Origin of the sequence: Psychrobacter sp. NPDC078929, from assembly GCF_050267985.1 — a bacterium.
Taxonomy (GTDB): Bacteria; Pseudomonadota; Gammaproteobacteria; order Pseudomonadales; family Moraxellaceae; genus Psychrobacter.
Window position 1 is genome coordinate 1 of sequence record NZ_JBNNFX010000025.1, and the last position, 23,811, is coordinate 23,811.

Annotated in this window: 25 protein-coding genes and 1 tRNA gene; 11 read left to right on the forward strand and 15 right to left on the reverse strand. The window is 42.4% G+C overall.

Annotation, left to right across the window (positions count from 1 at the left end):
• Nucleotides 1–134 precede the first annotated feature (134 nt).
• The gene (locus ACQKCG_RS12130) at nt 135–383 is read right to left on the reverse strand and encodes a YdcH family protein (protein WP_057761532.1); all 249 of its coding nucleotides are present in this window, start codon (nt 381–383) and stop codon (nt 135–137) included.
• Nucleotides 384–822: 439 nt separating this feature from the next.
• On the opposite strand from ACQKCG_RS12130, the gene ahpF reads away from it, so the two are divergent.
• Nucleotides 823–2,400: an alkyl hydroperoxide reductase subunit F gene (gene ahpF / locus ACQKCG_RS12135; RefSeq protein ID WP_057761530.1), complete on the forward strand. Its 1,578-nt coding sequence runs from the start codon at nt 823–825 to the stop codon at nt 2,398–2,400.
• 259 nt (nt 2,401–2,659) lie between these two features.
• Nucleotides 2,660–4,108: an alanine/glycine:cation symporter family protein gene (locus ACQKCG_RS12140; RefSeq protein ID WP_101205735.1), complete on the forward strand. Its 1,449-nt coding sequence runs from the start codon at nt 2,660–2,662 to the stop codon at nt 4,106–4,108.
• An 84-nt stretch (nt 4,109–4,192) separates the two neighbouring features.
• Here ACQKCG_RS12140 and ACQKCG_RS12145 read toward each other — a convergent pair whose 3' ends face one another.
• The 6 genes from ACQKCG_RS12145 to ACQKCG_RS12170 form a co-directional block, all read right to left on the reverse strand.
• Complete coding sequence (locus tag ACQKCG_RS12145) at nt 4,193–4,972, reverse strand: glutathione S-transferase family protein (RefSeq protein ID WP_227543710.1); 780 nt, start codon at nt 4,970–4,972, stop codon at nt 4,193–4,195.
• A 178-nt stretch (nt 4,973–5,150) separates the two neighbouring features.
• Nucleotides 5,151–5,990 (reverse strand): bile acid:sodium symporter family protein, encoded by an 840-nt coding sequence (locus tag ACQKCG_RS12150; RefSeq protein WP_101205737.1) that lies wholly within the window; start codon nt 5,988–5,990, stop codon nt 5,151–5,153.
• Nucleotides 5,991–6,377: 387 nt separating this feature from the next.
• A complete protein-coding gene (locus tag ACQKCG_RS12155) occupies nt 6,378–6,710 on the reverse strand; it encodes a TIGR01244 family sulfur transferase (RefSeq protein WP_057761521.1) in 333 nt (110 codons plus the stop codon).
• Between the two features lie 66 nt (nt 6,711–6,776).
• Nucleotides 6,777–7,103, reverse strand: coding sequence for a beta-lactamase hydrolase domain-containing protein (locus ACQKCG_RS12160; protein ID WP_057761519.1), 327 nt, complete (start codon nt 7,101–7,103; stop codon nt 6,777–6,779).
• 236 nt (nt 7,104–7,339) lie between these two features.
• Entirely contained in the window at nt 7,340–9,043 is a 1,704-nt protein-coding gene (locus ACQKCG_RS12165) for a SulP family inorganic anion transporter (RefSeq protein ID WP_101205738.1), read from the reverse strand.
• Between the two features lie 46 nt (nt 9,044–9,089).
• Nucleotides 9,090–9,377 (reverse strand): ArsR/SmtB family transcription factor, encoded by a 288-nt coding sequence (locus ACQKCG_RS12170; RefSeq protein ID WP_057761516.1) that lies wholly within the window; start codon nt 9,375–9,377, stop codon nt 9,090–9,092.
• A 378-nt stretch (nt 9,378–9,755) separates the two neighbouring features.
• On the opposite strand from ACQKCG_RS12170, the gene ACQKCG_RS12175 reads away from it, so the two are divergent.
• The 3 genes from ACQKCG_RS12175 (at nt 9,756) to trxC (ending at nt 11,969) form a co-directional block, all read left to right on the forward strand.
• Entirely contained in the window at nt 9,756–10,628 is an 873-nt protein-coding gene (locus tag ACQKCG_RS12175; RefSeq protein WP_101205739.1) for an MBL fold metallo-hydrolase, read from the forward strand.
• A 159-nt stretch (nt 10,629–10,787) separates the two neighbouring features.
• Complete coding sequence (locus ACQKCG_RS12180; RefSeq protein ID WP_101205740.1) at nt 10,788–11,408, forward strand: class I SAM-dependent methyltransferase; 621 nt, start codon at nt 10,788–10,790, stop codon at nt 11,406–11,408.
• 123 nt (nt 11,409–11,531) lie between these two features.
• Complete coding sequence (gene trxC, locus ACQKCG_RS12185; RefSeq protein ID WP_101205741.1) at nt 11,532–11,969, forward strand: thioredoxin TrxC; 438 nt, start codon at nt 11,532–11,534, stop codon at nt 11,967–11,969.
• A gap of 185 nt (nt 11,970–12,154) precedes the next feature.
• Here trxC and ACQKCG_RS12190 read toward each other — a convergent pair whose 3' ends face one another.
• The 4 genes from ACQKCG_RS12190 to ACQKCG_RS12205 all read right to left on the reverse strand — a co-directional run bounded on the left by ACQKCG_RS12190 (nt 12,155) and on the right by ACQKCG_RS12205 (nt 14,567).
• Nucleotides 12,155–12,550: a hypothetical protein gene (locus ACQKCG_RS12190; RefSeq protein WP_057761508.1), complete on the reverse strand. Its 396-nt coding sequence runs from the start codon at nt 12,548–12,550 to the stop codon at nt 12,155–12,157.
• A gap of 165 nt (nt 12,551–12,715) precedes the next feature.
• Nucleotides 12,716–13,075: a SirB2 family protein gene (locus tag ACQKCG_RS12195; protein WP_101205742.1), complete on the reverse strand. Its 360-nt coding sequence runs from the start codon at nt 13,073–13,075 to the stop codon at nt 12,716–12,718.
• Between the two features lie 74 nt (nt 13,076–13,149).
• Nucleotides 13,150–13,470 carry a BolA family protein gene (locus ACQKCG_RS12200; protein ID WP_101205743.1) on the reverse strand — a complete coding sequence of 107 codons (321 nt, stop codon included), beginning with the start codon at nt 13,468–13,470 and terminating at the stop codon, nt 13,150–13,152.
• 284 nt (nt 13,471–13,754) lie between these two features.
• Entirely contained in the window at nt 13,755–14,567 is an 813-nt protein-coding gene (locus tag ACQKCG_RS12205; RefSeq protein ID WP_057761502.1) for a M48 family metallopeptidase, read from the reverse strand.
• 530 nt (nt 14,568–15,097) lie between these two features.
• On the opposite strand from ACQKCG_RS12205, the gene ACQKCG_RS12210 reads away from it, so the two are divergent.
• Nucleotides 15,098–15,172: transfer RNA gene (locus ACQKCG_RS12210), tRNA-Gly, on the forward strand.
• Nucleotides 15,173–15,390: 218 nt separating this feature from the next.
• A complete protein-coding gene (locus tag ACQKCG_RS12215) occupies nt 15,391–16,797 on the forward strand; it encodes a Na+/H+ antiporter NhaC family protein (RefSeq protein ID WP_101205744.1) in 1,407 nt (468 codons plus the stop codon).
• A gap of 34 nt (nt 16,798–16,831) precedes the next feature.
• On the opposite strand, the gene ACQKCG_RS12220 is transcribed toward ACQKCG_RS12215, so the two are convergent.
• Nucleotides 16,832–17,737, reverse strand: a complete 906-nt coding sequence (locus ACQKCG_RS12220; RefSeq protein WP_101205745.1) for a LysR family transcriptional regulator — start codon at nt 17,735–17,737, stop codon at nt 16,832–16,834.
• Nucleotides 17,738–17,874: 137 nt separating this feature from the next.
• On the opposite strand from ACQKCG_RS12220, the gene ACQKCG_RS12225 reads away from it, so the two are divergent.
• From ACQKCG_RS12225 to ACQKCG_RS12235, 3 genes are all read left to right on the forward strand, one after another.
• Nucleotides 17,875–18,255: a DoxX family protein gene (locus tag ACQKCG_RS12225; RefSeq protein WP_101205746.1), complete on the forward strand. Its 381-nt coding sequence runs from the start codon at nt 17,875–17,877 to the stop codon at nt 18,253–18,255.
• 346 nt (nt 18,256–18,601) lie between these two features.
• Complete coding sequence (locus tag ACQKCG_RS12230; protein WP_101205747.1) at nt 18,602–19,315, forward strand: pirin family protein; 714 nt, start codon at nt 18,602–18,604, stop codon at nt 19,313–19,315.
• A gap of 109 nt (nt 19,316–19,424) precedes the next feature.
• Complete coding sequence (locus tag ACQKCG_RS12235) at nt 19,425–20,036, forward strand: nitroreductase family protein (RefSeq protein ID WP_057761493.1); 612 nt, start codon at nt 19,425–19,427, stop codon at nt 20,034–20,036.
• A 213-nt stretch (nt 20,037–20,249) separates the two neighbouring features.
• Here the strand turns inward: ACQKCG_RS12235 and ACQKCG_RS12240 are convergent, their stop codons facing one another.
• The 3 genes from ACQKCG_RS12240 to nadR form a co-directional block, all read right to left on the reverse strand.
• A complete protein-coding gene (locus tag ACQKCG_RS12240; protein ID WP_101205748.1) occupies nt 20,250–20,684 on the reverse strand; it encodes a DUF962 domain-containing protein in 435 nt (144 codons plus the stop codon).
• 222 nt (nt 20,685–20,906) lie between these two features.
• A complete protein-coding gene (pnuC, locus tag ACQKCG_RS12245) occupies nt 20,907–21,638 on the reverse strand; it encodes a nicotinamide riboside transporter PnuC (protein WP_101205749.1) in 732 nt (243 codons plus the stop codon).
• Nucleotides 21,639–21,764: 126 nt separating this feature from the next.
• On the reverse strand, nt 21,765–22,823 hold the full coding sequence (gene nadR, locus ACQKCG_RS12250; RefSeq protein ID WP_101205750.1) for a multifunctional transcriptional regulator/nicotinamide-nucleotide adenylyltransferase/ribosylnicotinamide kinase NadR: 1,059 nt from the start codon (nt 22,821–22,823) through the stop codon (nt 21,765–21,767).
• 744 nt (nt 22,824–23,567) lie between these two features.
• Here nadR and ACQKCG_RS12255 point away from each other — a divergent pair.
• Nucleotides 23,568–23,780, forward strand: a complete 213-nt coding sequence (locus ACQKCG_RS12255; RefSeq protein WP_101205751.1) for a PspC domain-containing protein — start codon at nt 23,568–23,570, stop codon at nt 23,778–23,780.
• The last annotated feature ends 31 nt before the right edge of the window (nt 23,781–23,811 follow it).

Here is a 23,811-nt window from a genome sequence, read left to right on the forward strand (position 1 = left end):
GCTTTTCTTGCCATAACTTGTATTTCTCGCATCGACTCAATAGATGCGGTATTGTAACTATTATTTAGGGCTTATCCAATTGAAGACACGCCCTAGTATTATTTTTCAGCTTATCTCTAAGTATAGACGCAATATTAAGCGCGAGACTGTGCTTTATTTTTATCAATGGTTTTATAAATCTCGTCTTTAAGCTGTAGCTTTCGTCGTTTCATCTGTTCGATTTCTTCGTCGCGACTGGCATGCTTGACCACATCGTTTTCAAGCTTATTGATTTGCCTATCTAGAGTTGTATGCTCGTCAAAGATACTCGCAAAATGCGTGTCCTTTTGCTTGAGCTCATCGATAATATCACTGTGATCTTGCCATGTGTCTGTCATTGTCATGTTGTCATCCTTGTTATTTAGTGCAAGCTTAGAATAAGCGTAAGCACGTTATGGTTAAGACGCTTATGATGGTGAGATTTTTTTTGGAAGGGGTGAAAGTTTAATGGTAATAAAGATAGCTACTTCACGATATTGATAATGCATATTGCTATCAATACCATTCGATTGTAGCGAAAAAATAGACTATGTACCATCACTATCATTTACCTATGTATTTATATTTAATTATTTAAGTTAATAAACGATTGGTTTTATAAAACATAAAGTTTGAGTTTCTCAGCTTGCCGAAACTCGCTAAACGCTTGATAATAGACACATCAAAGGGCATGAGCCCACTATATATAACCTTTTATACAAAATTATTAACACCAACTATTTCATATTTAGACGCGTGGCATGATAGCTGCCGTTACATATTCAGTCATAATGAGGAACAAACATGATAGATCAGAATTTATTAGATGCCGTTAAGAGCTATAGCGAAAACATGACACGCCCAATTACTTTTGTATTAGGTAATGGTACGCATGCAAAACGTGCAGAATTGGTAGATTTTTTGACCAAGATTGCTGGAACAACAGACAAAATCAACTTCGATGCAGAAGCAACTGACGATAGTTTGCCAAGTGCGATTAGTTTTAAAGTAGTCAGTCACATTGATGGCGCATCAAACGACACTGGTATCGTATTCAGCGGTATCCCAGGTGGTCATGAGTTTACGTCGTTGATTTTGGCGATTCTGCAAGCCGGTGGTCATACGCTAAAGTTGGATGAAGGTATCCAAAAGTTAGTTAAGCGCTTTAATAAGCCATTACAGTTCCAGACCTACGTGTCATTGTCATGCCATAGCTGCCCAGAAGTTGTTCAAGCATTGAACCAGTTTGCGCTATTAAACGATGGTATCAGCAACGAGATGATCGATGGTGCATTGTTTCAAGAGCAAGTAGAAGCGAATAAAATTCAAGGTGTACCAGCTGTATTTTTGAATGGTAAGCCATTTGCTAATGGTCTAATCGACACTGCTAAATTGATTGGAAAATTGCAAGAGCAGTTCCCTGATTTACTGTCAGAAGTAGAAGACGATGCTGAGCAATTAGAGCAGCAAGACGTCACTATCATCGGTGCTGGCCCTGCAGGTGTGGCTGCAGCCATTTATACAGCGCGTAAAGGCTTAAAAGTTACAATGGTCGCTGATCGTATCGGTGGACAGGTAAAAGACACGCAAGATATCGAAAACTTGATTTCAGTACCGCTAACCAATGGTACAGATTTATCGACTAACTTTGTTAAGCACTTGGCTGAATACAACATCACGCTAAAAGAGCATGTGAGCGTTAAAGAAATTGGCGAAACTGAAGAAGAGAACTACAGTATCCACCTAAATACTGGTGAGACTTTTAATACTCGTAGTATCATCTTGGCGACAGGTGCTCAGTGGAGAAAGCTCGGTGTACCAGGTGAAGAAGAGAATATAGGTAAAGGCGTGGCTTTCTGTGCGCATTGTGATGGCCCATTCTTCAAGGGTAAAGACATCTCAGTGATTGGCGGTGGTAACTCAGGCGTTGAAGCAGCACTAGATTTGGCAGGTATCGTCAATCACGTTACTGTCCTCGAGTTCGCTGATGAGTTAAAAGCTGACCAAGTACTGATCAATAAAGCCAAAGAGAAGACCAACATTGAGTTCATTACTGGTGCAGCGACACAAGAGATCAAAGCGACTGATGGCAAAGTATCGTCTATCGTCTACCAAGATCGCAGCACAGGTGAGACTCATGAGCGTGATTTATCAGGGGTGTTTGTACAGATTGGTTTAGTACCAAACACTGGATTCATCAAAGGCTTTGTTGATCTAAACCGCTTTGGTGAGATCGAAATCGATGAGCGCTGCCGTACAGATCGTAAGGGTATCTTTGCATGTGGTGACGTAACCACTGTGCCATTTAAGCAGATTAACATTGCGATGGGTGAAGGTAGTAAAGCGGCATTGTCAGCGTTTGAATACTTGGTCATGCAGTAAGTTATTCGGTTTAGTTTCAGTATAAAAGGCCACCTCGGTTGAGGTGGTTTTTTTATGCTATCGCATAAATACGTCTCTATAGAACAAACCCTAATATTTAGGAAATAGCCACTTGCGTGAGCCAATAACGTGATTTCACTCAGAAAATATCAGTATTTACGTTACAAATTCGACATTTGCATTACAAACTCGTGTTGTTGATGCAATAATGTATGCAATAAAACCTATCATAGCGTCATGAACTATAAGGAAAATAGGCATGGAATACATTGAAGCTTTTTTCGCCCTAATCGGGGATCTAACGTGGGGCTGGGCGCTCGTGCCTATGCTAATTATCTTTGGTTTATTATTTACCATCGTAGGTAGGTTCGCTCAGTTTAGATATTTTAAACGTATGTTCCGTGTGTTCAAAACGGATGAAGTAGGAGACGACGGAATTTCTGCTCGTCAGGCGTTGCTCGTTTCTATCGGTGGACGTGTGGGCGGCGGTAACATTGCTGGCGTTGCTGTTGCCATCTCTTTAGGAGGACCGGGAGCGGTATTCTGGATGTGGGTTGTGGCCTTAATTGGCATGATGACCAGTATTGTCGAGTGTAGCTTAGCGCAGCTTTATAAGCGTAGAGATAATGATGGTAACTTTCGCGGTGGCCCTGCGACGTATATTTTACATGGGTTAGGTAAAGACTATCGCTGGCTCGCCGTCATCTATGCGATCTCGCTACTACTGTCTTTTTCTATCGGGTTTGTGGCGTTCCAGGGCAACACGGTAGCAGGCTCAGCGCTTGAAAGCTTTGGAATTGACCGTTGGATAACGGGTGTAGTACTGGTAATTGCAGGTGGATTTATTGTCTTTGGCGGTATTCAGCGCATTGCAAAAGTAGCCGACGTTGTCATTCCTGTTATGGCATTAATCTATATCAGTATGGCGCTTATTATTATTGCGTTTAACTTTACAGAACTGCCTGCACTGATGGTAATGATTGTCAAAAATGCATTTGGCATTGAGTCTGTCGTGGGCGGTGGTATTGGTGTGGCAATTGAGCAAGGTATGAAGCGTGGTTTATTCTCTAATGAAGCAGGTCTAGGTTCTGCGCCTAATATTGCCGCCACTGCTTACGCCACTCATCCTGTTAGTCAAGGTATCTCGCAGTCACTGTCTGTGTTTATTGATACGATAATCGTATGTAGTGCCACCGCATTTATGATTTTACTGAGCGGCGTATATCAACCAGGTGCTGAAGTCGATGGTATTGTACTGGCACAGCAAGCGCTAACGACCCAGCTTGGGGATTGGGCGCAGTATATCTTGACCATATCGATATTGCTATTTGCCCTAAGCTCTATTATGTACAACTACTACATGGGTGAAAATGCCATTAACTTCTTGATCAAAAAGAATATCAAAATGGCGACTCTGATTTTGCGAATTGTTGTGATTGCGGTATTATTCTTGGGCGCAGTGGCTCCTGCAGCAACCGCAGTGTTCTTCTTCGCTGATCCGTTGATGGGCGTGCTAGCGCTAGCAAACTTATTGGCCTTGATAATGTTATTTCCACGAGCTAAGCGTCTACTTGACGACTTTGCAAGTCAGTTAAGATCAGGGGTTAAAGAGCCGTTATTTGATGCACAAGAGTATGAAAAGTTGGATCTCGATTTGAGCGCATGGGGCAAAAAAGCAGTAAAAGAAGCGTTAGACCAAAAACAGTAGTACCCGTACGCTTTACTTGTCATGAAAGAAAAAACCACTTTAGCTAAGCTGAAGTGGTTTTTTTATGCAAGATATTATTTATGCCTAAAATGAATGGTTATTCGCCAAAATGCCAGCTATCGATATTATCTTGCCTGCTTCATCTTCTTCAATAATACGAGTCTCTGTCAGTGCTGATTGTTGCCACGCTTGTATGTGTGGATGATTTAACATAGTTTGGCAATACTGCTTGGTAAGTGGCTGCAAAGTAATATTAGATGCATCAGCATAAGTCTGTAATCGCAGCACCACTGGAGCAAAAAACACATCGGATGCTGTGAAATCTCCGAATAAGAAACTGTCTGCTGAGCGAGTTTTTAAACAATCGTCAAAGATGTCTTCGATACGAGTGATATCTGCTAAGCAAGCGCTACTTGGTTGTATCTTAGCCGTTGCTCGTATATTCATCGGCATCTCGTTACGAATACCTGTCAGTCCTGAATGCATCTCAGCCACGATGCTTTGGCAATAGGCGCTATTTATTCTACTTTGATTATTATTGCGTTTTTCAGCGTTAGATTTATCAATACCTGTCCAAATATCAATACCTGTCCAAATATCAATATCCGTAAAGTACTCATTAGCATGCATAGCAATAGCTAAGGTGTCCCAAACGGTTACTTTATTATCTTTTTCACCATAGACTAAAATAGGTACTTTACCCGTTGGTGAATGTGCTTCGAGCGTTGGACGTGCTGATGGATGAAACAATTCAACAAGCTGCTCATCAAAATCAATATTGAATGCTTTGAGCAATAGCCACGCTCGTAGCGACCAAGATGAGTAGTTCTTATTACCAATAATTAATAGCGGTTTTTGCATCATAGAGTCCTATTAAGCGATAACAGTAGCATTTTATTATGTACTCAATGTTGAGTATTGACCAGTCTATAACCCGAGCTATATTTCTATCATTTAAATCATATTACAAAAAAACGCCCATCTAATATTTAGACGGGCACTTATTTAGAAGGACGCTTTTTATTTCTCGTACTTACTACAATCAGTTCTTGTTTTTGATTAGGAAAATAACAGGCAGCACACCGTACAAAGCAGCAGGCAGCGCAATAACAGGCAGTGTGCTCACGCCCATGATGATAGGCGCTAAGGTAATAGCCGTCGTGCTATTTTGGATACTGGTTTCTATCGAGATGGTTTTGGTATCAAACCAGCTAAGCTTTAGGACTTTAGAAATTAAGATGCTAATAGCGAATAAAATAGCAATGATAAAGATAAGTTCTAAACCAATTTGAGTGAACTGTGATTGTAGTAGTTGCCAGTTGGAGGCAATAGCAGCAAAGACAATTAGTACAAAAAATATGCTAGCCAAGCCGTTTAGAAGACTGCTGCGACGTACCATAAAGTCAGTAAACCTGTGGCGAGCAAGCATACCAAGAGATACGGGCAATGTGGTCAATAAGAACATGACTAGGCCAATCTTTATCGCGCTAATAGAGTTTGCCTGATCTTTCATAAAGTGATCAAAAGCCAGGGTGATTAAAATGGGCAATGTAATGACCGATAGTATACTGACCACACCAGTCAACGCGATAGAGAGCGCGACATTTCCTTTGGCATAGTAGGTCAGCATGTTGCTAGTGACGCCGCCGGGACAAAAACTAATCAGCATAATCCCAAAAGCGATCGCTGGTGGCGGAGCCGTTACTAACACGACTGCTAGCGCAACCAACGGTACCAACACAACTTGATTGATTAAGCCGACAAAGAACGCTTTTGGATATTTGGCAATGACCTTAAAATCACTCAGTTTTAGCCCTGCTCCTAGAGTGAACATAATGTAGGCAAGTGCTAGTGGCAGTAATGCTAGCGCGGTATTATTCATCAAACATTCCTTGTAAAACTAAAATGCCATATCAAGATGGCGTTTTGAAAGTAAATAGCAGCGAGGTGACCTTGTCACCATACAGCTGCTCACATTCCATGTGTTTAGGTATTTAATCGTCTAGCTATTTAGGTGTCTCAACCACCAAGCTAGATCAAGCCTATCAAGTGATAATAGCGGTATTACGCTCGTATAGTAACCCACTTGTCGTGACTATTGAGGTTGGTCGAGGTTGTTGGTAGCTATCGGGAAATGATTAGGCAGTGACTAGGTAGTGATTGGGCTGTTTGTGGCTAATGACGCTTTGAGCATAATGATAATCGCAGTAAAAAGCCCACAAGATTCTGTGGGCTAAATACGCTAACTTTCTAGTCTGTTCATGCTGCACTAGTCGTCTAGTAAATCCATTTGCTTAGCGGCTTCATAGATACCGTTTGAGCGGTTACCCGTGCGGCAAAAAATCAGCATTGGCTGCTCAGCTTGATTAAAGAAATCTGCAAACGTTTCAACGTGAGTTTGATTTAGCTCATTACCTGCAAAAGAAATCTCTTTATAAGCAAGACCAGCTTCTTTGGCTGCTGCTTCGATTTCGGCACTGGTTGGCTGATTTGGCTCTTCACCATCAGGACGGTTATTAATAATGGTTTTGAAACCATTCTCGGCAATCATAGGCACTTGGTCAGGCGTGATTTGTCCGGTAAAGCTAACTTCATGGCTCATAAGAGCTCCTTTTTTTATTGGTGTTGTTGGGTGTATAAAACGTGTTAGTTCGAGCGACGGTTGTTGTTATAACAGACCTTGCATCAATGCGCTTTGGTACAGTAGTTTGGCGCGTGCCCCAGTACCGCAAAACATTAATATAGGCTTGGGCATTGAGTGATAGAAATCGGCAAACTGCTCGACCGTCAGCATACTTAAGCGCTCATCATCAAACGGCAGATGCTGATACGCTAGGTTTGCCTGTTCGGTAGCCGTTGCCAAATCGCAGCTATTAGGCTGTGTCTCAATTTCGGCATCTGGGCGAATATTAAGCACTGAGCGATAACCAAGCTCAGCAATCTTAACGCATTGGCTTGGGTATATTTGCTTATAAATTGTTAAATCATCGGTCATAAAATAGGTTCAGTTATATTTGTTAAGATATATTTATTATTGAAGGTTGGGCTAAGAATATCAAAGGACTATAAATCAGCATTTTTTAGGTCGATTTCTAGGTTAATTGATTCCCTATTTAGTGCGTCTAGCATAACACAGGCGCTATCATAGCGATATTGTGTTGTAGGCGACAATAGTAATTGAGGTTGAGTGAAATTAATGTCGCAGCGATTTTATTGTGGTCAAACTATAGCTTACTTTAACGCATCGACAGCATCTAAGGTACTCAGATAGACTTGCCCTGATAGCTCGCTAATCAATGGGGTGTGACCGATGATGTCCATCACAGGACCTTTGATAAAGCTAAAATGTAGGCGCTTATTCTGTAATGCTAACTCGTGGTTTAGGGTGCAAAGCATTTCTTGAGCGGTCAGATCTATGTGATTGACGGCGGCCATAATCAATATGATTTCATTGGCATCGGGATATTGCTGCATGGCATTGAGGATGCGTCGATGTACAGATTCACTATTACCAAAGAACAGACTCTCATCGATACGCAACATCAATAAGTTGTCAAAAGTTACGACGTCATGGCGATTGATATTACGAAAATGTCCTGTACCGCCCAATTGCCCAACGACAGCCACATGTGGCTTACTCGACTGCCAGATGAGACTGGCGAATGACACCATGAGACCAATGACCAGCCCCGTGTTTAGTCCAAATATAAGTACACCGACAAACGCAGCCAAAAAGCTAGCACCATCTAAGCGATCGCGCTGCCATGCAGATTTCAACGTCGCAATATCTATTAGGCCAATGATGGAGGCCATGATGGTTGCGCCTAATAGTGCATAGGGTAGAGGGGCTAACGCATTGCTAAAGGCTATGAGTGCGGCAACCATTACCAGTACGGTAACGAGACTGGCAAGTGGTGTCTTCGCGCCTGAGTCGGCATTGATAGCCGTACGCGAAAAGCCACCCGCAACCGCAAAACTTTGGAACAGTCCACCAGATAGATTGGCCAGCCCAAGTCCAGTCAGCTCGCGATTGGCATCAAAGCTCTCACCACGCAATCGGGCATAGGTGCTGGCAACTGAACTGCTCGATACAAATACGATCAGTGCCATCAATCCTGCGGTTGGCAAGAGCTTCAGTGCCTCTTGTAGGTCTGAGATATGCGGTAATGTAAAGCTCGGTAGACCTTGTGGAATACGACCGATGGTCGCGACACCATATGTGCTCCAATGCAGTGCCATACTGAGTACGATAGCAATGCCAAGTAAAATAAGCGGGAATAAGCGCTCTGCCCATTTGGCATATGACGATGATAGCCACGTCTGCCATATCCATTCACTTGCATAGCGATTGGCAACCAATAGTGCAAATGCGGTAATACCGATCGCTAAGGTCAGTGGATGCAGCTGGCTGGCATAGCGTTGCATGGTAGATAGATACCCAATCAGACTATTGCCAGTGACTGGAATGTCTGTCAGATATTTGAGCTGACTGACAAATATAAGGACTGCTGCACCGCTGACAAACCCTGCAGACACACCGCGACTGATAAACTGCATGATCCAGCCAAGTTTTAATCTGCCTGCTATCCACAGCAGTGCGCCTACCATTAGTGCCAATAGGCTGGCCATCAGTGCATACTGTTCAGTGCCTTGCTCGGCATAAGGCAGTAAGCCACTGGCGGTCATGATGGCGGTAATGGCAACAGGTCCTACGGCTTGCACGTTGCTAGAGCCGAGCCAAGCATAAACGAGGACAGGTACGATCGCTGCATATAGACCATAGACAGGCGGCAGTCCTGCCAATACGGCGTAACCTAGGCTCTGCGGTATGACCAACACGCCCACCACTATGCCTGCGACGAGATCAGTCGGCAACGCTGAGAGCTGGTATTGACGCAGCCAAGCTGGAATCAGACGAGCGACGATAGAGGACATATCAATCACCACAGTAGATAGTACAAATAATTATGCGAGGGCGGCGTTATTCTGCTTTGGCACAAAAACGTTGATACAGCAGATCGAGTACAGCTAGCGCATCTTCGCTTGCGATACTATAGTAAATTTGCTTACCTTCGCGGCGTGTGGCGACCAGCTCGTCTTTACGCAATATACCCAGTTGCTGCGATAGGCTCGGCTGTCCAACCCCGACCAAATCCTCAAGCTCACCGACACAATATTCGCCTTGGGTCAATTGACAAAGAAGAAGTAGGCGATCAGGGTGTGATAGCGACTTTAGTAGTTGGCTGGCTTGTAGCGATGCTTGCTGCATTTGCTTGGCAAGATCGGCAGGTACTAAATCTGCAGTATCAGATGACCCATCGTCAGTGGGACTGCGAGTAGGTGTACCTTCGGCTGAAATAGAAGTAGTCAGAACAAATTCCTTACATTAGAGGGTAACAAATACCATGATTTTTTGAGCAATATATAGTTGATTATCAATGATATCACGCCACATAGCAAGTTATCATTAATTACATTATATAAATTGATAAATTGTATGGTGGTTGTTATATTGGTGGCATCAGATAAGTCGTAGGAACGCATTATATACGACTGAATATCATACTTAAGGGTTAATTAAAGATAAAAATCCCTATGACCAAAATATGTATAAATAACTTATGTATAAATAATCAAAGAGGCCGCCATGCAAGTTCATTCTTTTTTAGATAGCGATACAGAAACCTATACCCACGTACTTGCTGATACCGAGCAAAGATTATGCGCCATTGTCGATCCTGTATTGAACTTCGATGCTAAGTCAGGCAGAACCAATACCAGCAGTGTCGATGAAGTGATTGAGTTTGTACGTGAGCAGGATTGGACGCTCAAGTACATTATCGAGACCCATGCGCATGCAGATCATTTATCAGCGGCCATCCATGTAAAAGAAAGCCTTGGCGGACAACTAGTCATCGGTCAGCATATCACCGAAGTACAAAAAATCTTTAAGCAAATTTTTAACTTTGACACGAGTTTCCGCACTGATGCCAGCCAGTTTGATATTTTGACAGACGAAGGCGAGACCTTAGAGCTTGGCAACATTACTATCACTGCGATGTATGTACCCGGACATACGCGTGCCGATATGGCCTATCTAGCCGCTGATGATGAAAAAACAGTGGTATTCGTTGGAGATACATTGTTCGCACCTGATGTCGGTACAGCGCGCTGCGATTTTCCTGGCGGCGATGCCAAAACGCTTTATCAGTCTATTCAAAAGCTGCTAGCACTTCCTGAAGATACGGTCATGTATCTGTGTCATGATTATCCAAGCAAAGGCCGTCAGCATTGCCCAACGACGACAGTAGCCGCCCAAAAACTAGAAAATATCCACGTCAAGGACAGTATAAATGAAGCAGAGTTTGTGCAGATGCGTGAGCGCCGCGATGCGACTCTAGATATGCCTCGCCTTATCATTCCCGCAGTACAAATCAATATCGATGCAGGACATTTCCCCGAGCCAGAAGACAATGGTACGCGCTATCTGAAAGTTCCGATCAATGTCCTTGGTGGATAAGTTAAACAGTTTAATAACTGAAGATGATTACCTAATGCAGCCCTACGTAAGTATCGTATGATTGATATCTATAAGAATGCTAACCTGTAGACTGTCCATTTCTAGATGCTATATATGACCACCTGCAGGCGCTAAGGGCGGCAATAACTGGAGAGAGCAATGAACCCTTACGAGCGCTATGTGTTGCCAAAGATGATAGATATTGCCTGTAGTACGGGTAATGTGATGAAAGCGCGTTCTAAAATTATTCCGCAAGCGCTCGGTAAGGTGTTGGAGATCGGCATTGGTAGCGGTCTGAATTTACAGTTTTATGATGCTAATAAAGTCTCTTCTATCATCGGTGTGGATCCAGCAGCTCAGATGCAGTCGCTGGCCCGTGAGCGTGCAGCTAACATTGGCATTCCAGTTGAGATGGTAGCCGTCGATGTACAAGGTATCCATGCCGATATGGATCAATTTGATACGATTGTGATGACTTTTACCTTGTGTAGTATTGATGATCCAGTAGCGGCGCTTCGAGAAATGGCGCGCGGGGTAAAACCTAACGGTCGCTTACTATTTTGTGAGCATGGACTGGCACCAGACTCTTCTGTTGAACGTTGGCAGCATCGATTGACGCCTTTTTGGAAACCTATAGCGGGAGGATGTCATTTAGATCGCGATATTCCGGCGCTTATCAGAGAAGGTGGTTTTGCTATTGATGAGTTGAGCGAAGCGTATTTGCCCGGTCCACGACCGATGAGCTATGTGTATAGCGGTGTGGCACAGCAACTGGCATAAAGGATAAGCCCAATTAACTATGCTAAAATTATTCATGTAATCAATCAACGTAAATAGCTTTTATATAAAAGAGTTCATGAATAGTATTTGAAATAACAAAATAATTAGAATAGGAATTAAATAATGAGTGAGCAAAGTTTTCATCTAGTATGCCCACATTGCCAAGCAACCAACCGTGTACCTGCTGCACGATTAAGCGCTGCGCCAAAGTGCGGTAAATGTGGTCAGCCATTATTGACTGCCAGTCCGCATGAGTTCAATGCGCAAACAGCCAATAAGGTTATCCAAAAGAACGATGTTCTGACTATCGTAGATTTTTGGGCGAGTTGGTGTCAGCCTTGTATTATGATGGCGCCAGAGTTCAAGAGCGCGGCTAGTCAATTGCCACAAGTGGTCTTTGCCAAAGTCCAAACGGATAAGTACGAACAGGCGGCCGCTCCTTATAATATTCGCAGCTTACCAACGATGGTTGCTTTTAGAAATGGTAAAGAAGTAGCGCGACAGTCGGGCGCGTTACCAAGTCATCAAATCCTCCAATGGGTGCAAGGCTTACAGTCTTAATAATAATCAGACTAGATTGACTCTTCTCCAAGCTATCTATCCAAGCGCTCATGTTTTCTTATAAAAACCGTAGCAATAAAAAAGCCAATATGCGATCTGCATATTGGCTTTTTGCTATTTCATGTACTATTTTATGGTGTCATACACTATCTTAGTCGTGCAGATAGCCTTGCATTTGCTTAAACTTACTCACCATAAATCTTGATGCCATTGGCAAAGCTACAACGTTGAATGCGTGCCGATTGGACAATTGCATCACGCTCACCGTAGAGACGCGATAATTTTGCATCACGTGCTTTGGTATTGTTGCTCTTGCCTAGACCAAAGCTGATATTCGGCGAGATACCCCAGCGTCCTGCAGAGACGCCAACACCGACGCCTGATGCCGATAGGGTCGATTGCTCATTGCGAGCCGCTTCGACATAGCGGTTGACGCGAGTGTACTCTTGGCTAAGTGCTTGGCAATTATAATTTTGATAAGTACTTGGCGGTACATATTGAGGGGTGATGTTACCAGTAGAGGCACAACCTGAGAGCGCAAAAATGCCAGCTAGTAGTGTCGCTGTCGTAAACGTTTTCATAATGGCTCCAGTGGCTAAGTGATTGTATTTATATCTATTTAAGATAGCAAAAATAGCGCAATTAAGATATTGAAAATCCGTCGATGATGAAAAATTTTCGTATCATGTCATCAACATATCGACAGCTTTCTAAAACGGTTGCTTATTAAAACAGAAAATCGCTTATTAAAATAAGTTTGCTGGTTTGGCAAAGGCAAGTATGACGATCCCGATATAGGCAACGGCAGCAATAAGGATACCTGTTTTTCTTTGCACAGGTGTCGCATCAACCTTAAACGCTTTGATACTTGAGCTAATAGCAGCGATAAGTAAAATGATTTTGGCAAACACCCACTGGACAGGAGCGTTGGCACCCATCAATTGCATTAGCATCATCGCACCTGACAGGATAAGCAGGGCATAGATAATATGCGTGGCTATTTTGACCACACGTGGTGCGCGGCGGTCTGCGCTGAGTACTAAGTAACTTTGATATAAAAATAGCACAACAGTCAGCGCTGCCATCAGCATATGTAGATGTTTCATTGAATATTGCTCCCTCTAAAACTGCAGTATATAGGCTAATTTAAAATATGTAGTTGCGATTCAAACATAATCGGCTATTTGTTTTGACCAGCACATAATGGACTCGCAGGGCTTTGACCTTGCCATTCTGTCGGAGTATAGGCATGGATAGCGAGGGCATGTACTTGACCGCCTTGTGAAGTGAGCAAAGGCGTGACTAGGCCATATATAAGCTGATGACGCCCGACCAGTCGTTTGCCTTCAAATGCATCACTAACGATAGTGAGCTTAAAGTGGCTTTCTTTACCTTCAAAATAACCGGCATGCGATATTGACTCATTAATCAGTTCAATATGCTGCGGCACAAGCGCTTGTAATTCGGCATGAAGTGCGTCGGCAGTAGGTGTGGTACTCATAACAATCCTTCAATGTATTTTGTGCAATTTGATTGGGCAATCTGCAAATAATATTTATCGGTATTATAACAGACAGGGTAGGCGGGATAGCGTGCGATTGCCAAATCGCCTAATTGCAAACACTGCTGATTACAGTGCTTATCAACTACAATGCTTGTCAATTATAAAACCTGCAATGTCTGGCTATAACTAAAAAAGCAAAGCACAACGCTTTGGCTGTACTTTGCTTCTATGATATCTAAACAAGCGCTGCTAAAGCATAAAGGTAGCTAATTCTCTACTTATTAGCGACGCGACTGTTGATATAGAGGCGTAACTTTTGGCATCAATGACTGTAACTCTGCGATACGGCTGCTGCTCGTTGGGTGAGTGCTGAGGAATTGTGGTGGCTCACCTTGGCTGGCTTTTTGCATTTTTTGCCACAGTGTAACAGCCGCCTGAGGGTTATAACCTGCACGTGCCATCAGCTCAAGACCGATCTGATCGGCTTCGCTTTCCTGAGTGCGACTGTGGGGTAGGCTCAAGCCTAAATTACCAGCAGTCCCTGCTAACTCAGCCTGTCCTTGTGATAGGCCAAATATACTGGCAGCCAGACCGATACCAGTTTGGGTTGCATACTCGCGTGATAGACGCTCACGTGAATGCTCACGTAATGCATGAGATATTTCATGACCCATGATGGCAGCAATCTCATCATCAGTGAGGTTCAGACGATCGATGATGCCTGAATAAAACATAATCTTACCACCCGGCACCACAAATGCATTTAGATCATTAGACTTGATGGTGTGTACTTCCCATTGCCACTTGGCTGCATCTGCGCGGTAGACGCCAACTTGACCAACTAAGCGATTCGCAATATTTTTCAAGCGGTTTAGCTGAGCGGTATTCGTATCTAGCACACCTTTTGATTTTGCGTCTTGTATTGTTTTGGCATAGCTTTGAGCAGATAGTGCCAATACTTGCTCACTAGACACTAATAGCAGCTGCTGACGATCAACACCAACTGCGCCAGAATTGGTAGTGCTGGTACAACCAGTTAAAGTCAGTGCTGACAATGAAGCGGCCATCACTGTCGTGGTTAATAACTTCTTCATAAAAATATCCTCTCTATAAGATGGAAAAACATAAAGTCAAACAAGTTAAAAAATAGTGCAGCAGATGTTGGAGTCGTGTTTATTAATCTTTTAGTAGTGCTCATTCATCCGCTTAAACAGTAAAAGTTTACCTTAACTGCCATTGGACATAAGTATAATAATGTTAACCACCTAAAACCAAGATAGGAAAAGTAACAATAAAGCGTATGATTGTAAGTGCGATATCTTTTTATTAGAGTGAAAATAGTGAGTTTTTCCTTTATCGATTGTCTTATGACCGTTATAAAGCTAAGGGAAGTAAAGCTCAGACTTAAATTTCTATAATTAATGTGAAATATTTTTCATTTAGCTAAAATTAATTCCTGTTTTTAAATCAATTGCTTATGTTTGTTTATCCGATAAAAAAGGCATTTAGCTAAAAATATTAGAAATAAATTCTAAAAAAGGTATTGACACCCGCAGAATATTTGCTAAAATAGCCAGCCTATCGAGACGGAGTAGTTGTTAACAACGCTACGGATTGATACTAAGCGGGAATAGCTCAGTGGTAGAGCATAACCTTGCCAAGGTTGGGGTCGAGAGTTCGAATCTCTTTTCCCGCTCCAAATATGGCTTGAAAAAGCGCAAAAAGCCTCACTTCACAGTGAGGCTTTTTTTTATGTGTAAAATCTGTCCTAAGTCAGCAAATAGTGAAAACATAGAAAGCAAAAACTAGAGCTAACTATAAATAGGACAGAAGTTATCAACATTTAGTATTTAAGAATAGATGCGCACACCAGAATACCTGAACGAATTAAACTTCTCGGCAACATAAGGGCATCCAATGCCACCAAAACCCCTCACATTAATCAGTGCCAAGCTCGCCTTTATCATATCCGCCATCGTCATCGGTATCATGGGTATCACCATGATCGGCTTTGGCTGGGTGCCTCATCTGTCTCTTATCTTGGCTATCTGTGTGCTACTGGCTATCGGTATGTATAAAGGGCTCAGCTTTGATGACATGCAAGCGCAAATGGCCTCAGGTGTCATGCGTGGTATTGGTGCCATCTATTTGTTCTTCTTTATTGGACTGATGGTGGCGGCTTTGATGATGTCGGGTGCGATTCCAACGCTTATGTATGTAGGCTTTCAGCTGATCTCACCTGAGTACTATTACATTTCTGCCTTTATCTTAACCTCTATTATTGGTATTGCTTTGGGTAGTAGTTTGACGACTGCAGCAACGCTTGGCGTAGCGTTTATTGGTATGAGTAATGCGTTTGATGCCAATGTTGCGATAGCGGCAGGGGCAGTAGTATCAGGCGCGTTCTTTGGCGATAAGATGTCGCCTTTGTCTGATACTTGTACGATTGCATCCTCTGTTGTCGGTATTGATCTGTTTGAGCATATTCGCAATATGATGTATACGACAGTACCTGCATGGATACTGACGGTTATCTTGTTTTGGATGTTCTCAGGACAGACAACTAGTGCTGATCTGAGTCAAGTAACCATATTGCAAGGTCAGCTGATAGACAGTGGTTTGGTACATGGGTATTCAGTACTGCCTTTTGTGGTATTGGTCGGATTGGCACTGTTTCGGGTCAATGCGATTTATACGATTATCTGTACTATTGCCGCGGCACTGATCATTACTTATGTGCACAGTTCACCAAGCTTTGGTCAATTGGGTGGTTACTTGTTTGCAGGCTATGCCCCTGCTGAGTCATTAGAGCTAGGGGAAGTAGGTGGTATGCTGTCACGTGGTGGTGTACAGAGTATGTTCTTTACTCAGGCGATTGTGATACTAGCCCTAAGCTTAGGTGGTCTATTAACGGCACTAGGTATTCTGCCAGCACTGCTATCTGGTATTAAGGACACATTGACGACTTCAGGACGAGCTATCTTTGCAGCCGCGATGTCTGCATTGAGCATTAACGTGCTGATTGGTGAGCAGTATTTGAGTATTCTACTGTCGGGTACGGCCTTTCGGTCGACGTTTGAGCGCTTACACTTGCATCCTAAGAATTTATCTCGGACGATTGAGGATGCAGGAACGGTGATTAATCCATTGGTGCCTTGGAGTGTGTGCGGGGTATTTATCAGTCAGGCGCTAGGGGTGCCGGTATTAGACTATTTACCTTATGCATTCTTCTGTTATTTGTCACTGCTGCTGACGCTGCTATTCGGGTTTACGGGGCTGACGATTAGTCGGGTTAAAGAGGGGACGGCGCCCCAAAATCAATAGCAATTGATATCGTTAAGGATAATAAGAGTGTTGATTAATACTGATCCCAGTACGGATTATCACCGAATTGCTCGGCAATAAAATCAATCAAGTAACGACAACGCTGCGACAAAAAACGATTCTTTGGATAAACAGCATAAGCGGTTAGGGTTGGCAATTGATAGTGTTGGAAGACAGGTACCAGCTCGCCCAGCGCCAGTTGTTTATAAGCAATAAAAGTCGGCACAAAGGTAATGCCATGTCCTTTGACTGCCAAATCTACTAAGAACTCACCATTGGTGGCTTTGATTTTGGCATCTATCGTACGATGATGACTTCTGCCTTCAGTATCCACCAAGTTTATACTATTGGTTTGACCGAGACTGTATTGCAAAAGCGCATGGTTGTCTAAATCGTCTAGCGTCTCAGGCATGCCCATTCTTGCCAAATAATCGGGACTGGCGCAAATCACACAACGAATCAATGCCAATTTTTTTGCTTGATAGCTAGAATCTTGTAGCTCGCCGATTCGAATAGCCAACTCATAACCTTCTTCAATCAAATCGATACGTCGGTCAGAAAAATCCAGATCGAATCTCAGATTGGGATGTTTATTGGCGTATTTATCAATCACATCGTTTAGATGCATGAGTCCAAAGGACAACGGCGCTGTCATTTTTAGCGTACCTTCAATACGCATAGGAGCGTCAGTAGCATGCTCATTGACAGCGTCAACCGCACGCAAGATATTATTCACTTGCTGATAATATTGCTCACCAGCTTGCGTCAATTTAGATTGGCGGGTAGTACGGCTGATTAGTTGACTGCCTAAACGCTCTTCCAATTCTTTAAGTCGGCGACTGACGGCTGATTTTGCAATATTTAACTGCTCAGCAGCCTTGGTAATACTACCTGCCTCAACAATGCGTACAAACATCGCCATGTCTTCTAATTGACCCATTATCGATGCCTCATGATTGTTCTTACACCAAGAACTTATACTTGTGATTATTGCTGTTTATCCCATGCTAGTCAACGCCTATAATCGCGCTATTCTCTACTTAGAGACATGATTAAACACACTTTTGGAGCATTATTATGGACAAGTTACAGCAATTGGGCGCACCGCTCGGTCGTCTATTATTATCAGTCATTTTCATCTTTGCAGGCATTGGTAAAATCACAGATTATGCGACTACTCAAGGCTATATGGAATCAGTAGGTGTGCCTGGTATGTTATTACCATTGGTAATCGCGTTTGAGGTACTAGGTGGTATTGCTGTCTTGCTAGGTTATAAAGCTCGCCCAATCGCTTTCTTGTTTGCTGGGTTTAGCATCGTGTCAGCTATTATTTTTCATCAGTTCTGGACTGACGAATCACAGATGATCTCATTTATGAAAAATATTTCGATCGCAGGTGGGTTTTTGATGATTTTTGCTCATGGTGCGGGTGTTTACTCAATAGACAGTAAGCGATAAACAATAAGTGGCTGAGTTACCTCTTATACGTTTACGAAGAACAATCATAAAGGGGTAGTTTCAAATAAAGAGCGTCATGTACATTTTCACAGGAAATTTCAACAGCAGACAGTTTTTTATATAAGCATAATTTAAAGTAATTTATATACAGTTAGCTATGCTAATATATGTAAAAAATCTATGTTACGTTAGAACTGCTCCGATTGTTCTACAAAACAGAATAGTTAATTGCATTTAGCGTTGTTTATCTATGTAGAATTAATAATTATAATAAGCCCATTGTTTAAATAGATTAATCGATAATAAGTATATAGAGGATTAATCTGTTGATAGCTAAGGACGAATTATGAAAACAATCTATCATGCAGCAGACTCACGTGGCGACGCCAATCATGGCTGGCTTAAAAGCAGACATACCTTTAGCTTTGCCAATTATCATAATCCTGAGCGTGTGGGGTTTGGTGCCTTACGCGTTATTAATGATGATTTTGTCATTGGCGGTCAAGGGTTTGGCAAACACTCGCACCGTAACATGGAGATTATCAGTATTCTTCTATCCGGCAAGCTCGCTCATGGCGATAGTATCGGCAACGAGGGCGTCATAGAAACTGGTGAGATTCAAGTGATGTCAGCGGGTACAGGCATTACCCATAGTGAAATGAATGGTGACGATGCAGAGGCTGTGAGGTTTTTGCAGATTTGGGTGATACCAAACAAAATGGATGTCGCACCGCGTTATCAGCAGGTACATATGGGCGATATAATGCGACCTAACGAGCTTAGCCAAGTGCTGTCACCTAATGCCGATGATGCAGGTGTTTGGATTCATCAAGATGCTTGGTTTAGCATGGGTGGTTTTGACGAAGGTATATCGCAAACTTATCAGTTAAATGACTCTAACAACGGTGTCTACGTATTTGTCATCAGTGGTGAAGTCGTGATAGATGGCCAAGTCCTGTCTATTCGTGACGGCCTTTGCATTTGGGATACTCAGAGCTTTACGATGGACGCAACAGTAGCTAGCCGTGTGCTAGTGATGGAAGTACCGCTATTTATGTAGTCATCGGATAGCAAAGTGCTTTATCAATTAAAGTACTCATACCAATAAATATTAACGCTAAAAATTACTCTTATTAATAACTATTTTACTAACAACGTGGAGAAACACTATGTCAGATTTAACAACATTACAGCAGCTTGCAGAGAAACGTCGTTCTATCTATGCGCTAAGCAACCAGCTACCAGTAGCTAATGACGAAATCGTAAAAATAGTTGAGCATGCTATTTTGCACACGCCATCGTCTTTTAACTCGCAATCAACGCGTATCGTTGTATTGTTCGGCGATGATCATCGTAAGTTGTGGGATATGACCGAAGATACATTACGCGAAATCGTTGGTGACGAAGAGAAGTTTAAATCGACCAAAGAGCGTGTCAATGGTTTCCGTAATGGTGCTGGTACGGTGCTATTTTTCGAAGATCAAGCAGTCGTCAGAGGCATGCAAGAAGCGGCGCCTTTATATGCTGATAATTTCCCAATTTGGGCAAGCCAAACCAGCGCCATGCATCAGTATGTTATTTGGACGGCACTTGCCAGTATCGATGTTGGCGCAAACTTACAGCACTACAATCCAGTAATCGATCAAAAAGTAGCTAGCGCTTGGGATATCGATAAAGACTGGACACTAAATGCACAATTGGTATTTGGAACGATTGAGCAGCCAGCGGGCGAAAAAGCATTCAAGCCAGTCGAAGAGCGTATGAAAGTGTTTGGTGCGTAAGATAGGGTAGTCTATTCCATATAGCCCTAAAATTTTAATAGCCCCAAAAGCTCAATAGTCCTAAAAGCTTATGTAAAAAAAGCGCCACTCAGTAATTGCTGGGTGGCGCTTTTTTATTGGCGACATTCTTTTGTTGAGGGTGAGAATTGTAGATTTTATCGAATAGCCTACAGCTAAGCTAAGTTCCTGAGCAAATTACGCAGAGATTGACAACTATTTACGCTGCATCAAACTATTAGCCACCCATGCTGGACCGATTAATAAAAACTGTAAATCCTTAAAGAAAGAAGGTTTTTTGCCTTCGATTTTATGACCAATGAACTGGCCAATCCATGCAACGACAAATACCGCTGCCCACGCTTTAAAGCCCCATGGCATCGCTGCCATCACTGATAGACAGATAAGAATAAACATCCCCATCGCTAAAAACAGTGGCGTAGATAAACGCATATAAAACAGTAATACCAATGCGCTTAGTACCAAGGTAAACCATACGGATAGCGACATGCCCATACCTAACAAGCTGACAAAGATGGTTGGCACACATAGCCAATGGATTTTCTTATTAATCAGGTTTTGGTGGCTGACCGCATACTCACTGAGCCACTGCTCAAGCGTGCGTTTGGACATTTTGGGTTGACGGGACATACTAACCTCCCTGTTAGTAAATAAGCTAAGTAACTCATACTCGCTAATGAGCTCGCTACTAATCTCAGTATAAATATGATTGTTCACATCAGTTGTAGCATTAATTGCGCCTGTCTACCATGTTATCTGATAGACGGCACAGTCAATTTCACGCGTACTATTGATACTATATCAGCAAGATTTTATTCAAACTCCCAAGGGTTCTTTTCTACAAGAAACACATTATCCTTGCTCGCTGCGATGCCATTCATAAAGGCCGATAAAGGCGTTTACTTGATACACCATAGTTTGAATAGCAAAGATATAGTTACCAGACATCAGATTCACAATGAGCCAGACAAAGTTGACGATAATCCACAACCACCAGTTAAATGAATAACGCAGAATCATAGCTGCCTGAGCAGTAATAGAAAGCACAAAGGCAATGACGTTAATCCAAAAGAAAGAGATAAATCCCAAAAACAGACTACTATCATCCTGTACGACCGCATAACCATAGCTTGCTAATAAGTCATTTACTGTAGGAAACAAGGCAAGACCAATAATAATAAATGCAGCGGTGATTAACCAAACAGCTTTACTTGCTGATTTGGGTATCATGTCGCCATCAGGGTCAGTATGCTTCGACCAATAAAAGATACCGTAAACATGGGTAAAAAAGTTAAATAGTGGAGCAAGCATCAAACCTACTGCGCCAGACGTTGCCTGTACGATGACTTCGCCTGCCGTTGCCCCCATACCAAAGCCATTGCCCATGACGTTTTTGCGAAATGATAGCGAGACCACGCAAACCAAACCAATGAATGAGACTGCTAAGTAAAACCAGTCAAGCGTGGTATGGTCTGTCGTGAGCCAAAAACCTGCGGATAAGGCAATGACACCGCAAATAAACCAAATGATAATCCATTGCATCGCCCATTTTCCGGTGATGTTGTCCAATAGCTGAATACGCATCGCTTTTCCCCTAAAGTAAATACTGATATCAATATAGTGCTAACTACCATGTGCTAGTTAAATAACGTGTGCTAGTTGAATAACATATGCTAGTGAATAAATTATTATAAATATGCTCAGTACAGTTTATGATTTTTTGCCATAGATATATTGATCAATCAATAACAATGCTTGCTGATAGCGAGCATCATAGTCAGGCTGATCAATCATATGCGGTGTAATATCGTGACGCGCAAAAATATCTATCAAGCGCTGCTCAAAGCGTCCACGCGCTTCAGGCGTACCCAAAGATCGCATACCATCATCAACCCATGGCGTATTGTTATCGAGCATGATGGTGTGGTCTAAACGAAACTCATCAATACAAGCAGCCACAAAGGGATGCGTGCGACCCTCATACTCTTCACAAAACGCTTGCGTAGTGACAAAGTCAGTATCAACGATGGTGATAGGGGCAGTTGCATTGGCTTTAGCTTCTCGGATTGCCTCAGCATGGTCGAGACAAATAGGACCATAATCACTATATTGCAGCCCAACCTCGCTACCACCCAAATCTGTACCGACATACAGACGTCCCATCTCTAGGGCAAAGCTGGCACCATAATAGTTGGCAAGCTTATGGACTAGCGTTGTCTTACCTGAGCTTTCACCGCCGACGATAGCGACAGTCTTGGTATAGTCGGCGCGTGCTTGCGGATGAAGTGCTGACCAATGGGCAACGGGATCACGCGCAATCGCATAAGAGTCAAACTCAGACTGTAGCGGCGTAGTAACGACTGGCAAAAGCAGCTGCTCTTGTATGTCATTGCGAGTGAGCGGATGGTTGTTCGCTATAAACAATACAGTCTCTGCTGATAGTGATAATGCATCCATTAAACGTTGTAATTTGGCATTACTAGCAGCGACATCGATACTGACATCATCGCTAGTGTTATACAGATGTTCGTGCAGCGGTAGCTCGATCTCATGAGTAGTATGGATATGAATAAATGGCAAGTCGGCACAGGCCATCTGTAGCCAACGCGCTTTGTCTTGTAAGGTGATAGTAAAATCTGGATGAGGCGATGGATGCGCCATAATGACGATATGCAAGGTTTTGGCTTGTCCTGCTGCATCCAATATGCTGCGCATCTGCCCTAAATGTAGGGGCTCGAAATGTCCAATCATCAATCCAGTGTCGTACATAGTTATCCTTATTATTTTTTATTTTAATCTCAGTGTTCTATGTCTATTCCAAAAAATACGGTCAATGCTGTCTAAGTTAGATAATCCAAACTAGACATCTATCAAGATCCAAATCAGAAATCTATTAAGAATCGTAATACCAACCACGTTCTTTACTTCTACTATTCTTCATAAAGGTATTCTTATCTAATAGTTGAGCACTGTCCTAGCTTTCATCATAGAATATCTGAAATATGAGTTGCTTATCAGCATGGTATAAAGCTTTTGGATGATTTGCAGGTGGGTTATTGTAAAAATAGGGTATATCGCACGTACACGGAATCGCACGTTTTTTAATTGAGGATTTTTTAACTGAGCAAAGTTGGTTAGCTAAAAGATTATTCAGACTATTAAAAGTTTCACTCAATTTTAGCGTTATAAAGCGAGCTTATCTCTTTGATTAAATTAAAAATAACAAGATATGTAAAGCTAAATTGCAAGGTTATAGCAACAAAGATGGTTCTGAAACATTTTGAAATAACTATTTAAAATCAGGGACTTGCAAGATGCTATGACAGATTAGGGTAAGCTTGAGTAGCATAAACTCACAAAGTACTGCTATACCTTCAACAGATAAATCCTGAATTATTGATATACTGATTCGTAAGTTAGCAAAGCAAGATAATGTTTTAGCTAAACACTTAAGATAACTAGAAATATAGAATAAAAAAATAGACAAGAATAGAAAATAGAGAGGTATTTGATTTGACTAAGTTAGCAAAATTACATCGCTCACCAAACAATCGCATGATAGCAGGTGTGATGGGTGGCATTGCAGAATATGCTGGTTGGTCGCCAACATGGGTGAGAGTATTATTTGTCATTATCTCATCGTTAAGCGCAGCAGTACCAGGCATTTTGATTTATATCATCCTATGGATAATTATGCCAAAAGCCAACAATCAGTCTTATCAATAATAGAATTCTGATAATTATTTTTAAAATTAGC

Excerpts from the sequence above, each read along its gene's own strand:
- ACQKCG_RS12200 (WP_101205743.1), bottom strand. The coding sequence starts at position 13,470 with ATGAGTACCACACCTACTGCCGACGCACTTCATGCCGAATTACAAGCG.
- ACQKCG_RS12140 (WP_101205735.1), top strand. The coding sequence starts at position 2,660 with ATGGAATACATTGAAGCTTTTTTCGCCCTAATCGGGGATCTAACGTGG.
- ACQKCG_RS12165 (WP_101205738.1), bottom strand. The coding sequence starts at position 9,043 with ATGTCCTCTATCGTCGCTCGTCTGATTCCAGCTTGGCTGCGTCAATAC.
- nadR (WP_101205750.1), bottom strand. The coding sequence starts at position 22,823 with ATGTACGACACTGGATTGATGATTGGACATTTCGAGCCCCTACATTTA.
- ACQKCG_RS12230 (WP_101205747.1), top strand. The coding sequence starts at position 18,602 with ATGAAAACAATCTATCATGCAGCAGACTCACGTGGCGACGCCAATCAT.
- ACQKCG_RS12205 (WP_057761502.1), bottom strand. The coding sequence starts at position 14,567 with ATGAAGAAGTTATTAACCACGACAGTGATGGCCGCTTCATTGTCAGCA.
- ACQKCG_RS12130 (WP_057761532.1), bottom strand. The coding sequence starts at position 383 with ATGACAATGACAGACACATGGCAAGATCACAGTGATATTATCGATGAG.
- ACQKCG_RS12150 (WP_101205737.1), bottom strand. The coding sequence starts at position 5,990 with ATGAATAATACCGCGCTAGCATTACTGCCACTAGCACTTGCCTACATT.
- ACQKCG_RS12170 (WP_057761516.1), bottom strand. The coding sequence starts at position 9,377 with ATGCAGCAAGCATCGCTACAAGCCAGCCAACTACTAAAGTCGCTATCA.
- ACQKCG_RS12240 (WP_101205748.1), bottom strand. The coding sequence starts at position 20,684 with ATGTCCCGTCAACCCAAAATGTCCAAACGCACGCTTGAGCAGTGGCTC.
- ACQKCG_RS12220 (WP_101205745.1), bottom strand. The coding sequence starts at position 17,737 with ATGGGTCAATTAGAAGACATGGCGATGTTTGTACGCATTGTTGAGGCA.
- ACQKCG_RS12175 (WP_101205739.1), top strand. The coding sequence starts at position 9,756 with ATGCAAGTTCATTCTTTTTTAGATAGCGATACAGAAACCTATACCCAC.
- pnuC (WP_101205749.1), bottom strand. The coding sequence starts at position 21,638 with ATGCGTATTCAGCTATTGGACAACATCACCGGAAAATGGGCGATGCAA.
- ACQKCG_RS12190 (WP_057761508.1), bottom strand. The coding sequence starts at position 12,550 with ATGAAAACGTTTACGACAGCGACACTACTAGCTGGCATTTTTGCGCTC.
- ACQKCG_RS12225 (WP_101205746.1), top strand. The coding sequence starts at position 17,875 with ATGGACAAGTTACAGCAATTGGGCGCACCGCTCGGTCGTCTATTATTA.
- ACQKCG_RS12180 (WP_101205740.1), top strand. The coding sequence starts at position 10,788 with ATGAACCCTTACGAGCGCTATGTGTTGCCAAAGATGATAGATATTGCC.
- ACQKCG_RS12155 (WP_057761521.1), bottom strand. The coding sequence starts at position 6,710 with ATGAGCCATGAAGTTAGCTTTACCGGACAAATCACGCCTGACCAAGTG.
- ACQKCG_RS12145 (WP_227543710.1), bottom strand. The coding sequence starts at position 4,972 with ATGATGCAAAAACCGCTATTAATTATTGGTAATAAGAACTACTCATCT.
- ACQKCG_RS12215 (WP_101205744.1), top strand. The coding sequence starts at position 15,391 with ATGCCACCAAAACCCCTCACATTAATCAGTGCCAAGCTCGCCTTTATC.
- ahpF (WP_057761530.1), top strand. The coding sequence starts at position 823 with ATGATAGATCAGAATTTATTAGATGCCGTTAAGAGCTATAGCGAAAAC.
- trxC (WP_101205741.1), top strand. The coding sequence starts at position 11,532 with ATGAGTGAGCAAAGTTTTCATCTAGTATGCCCACATTGCCAAGCAACC.
- ACQKCG_RS12160 (WP_057761519.1), bottom strand. The coding sequence starts at position 7,103 with ATGACCGATGATTTAACAATTTATAAGCAAATATACCCAAGCCAATGC.
- ACQKCG_RS12235 (WP_057761493.1), top strand. The coding sequence starts at position 19,425 with ATGTCAGATTTAACAACATTACAGCAGCTTGCAGAGAAACGTCGTTCT.
- ACQKCG_RS12195 (WP_101205742.1), bottom strand. The coding sequence starts at position 13,075 with ATGAAACATCTACATATGCTGATGGCAGCGCTGACTGTTGTGCTATTT.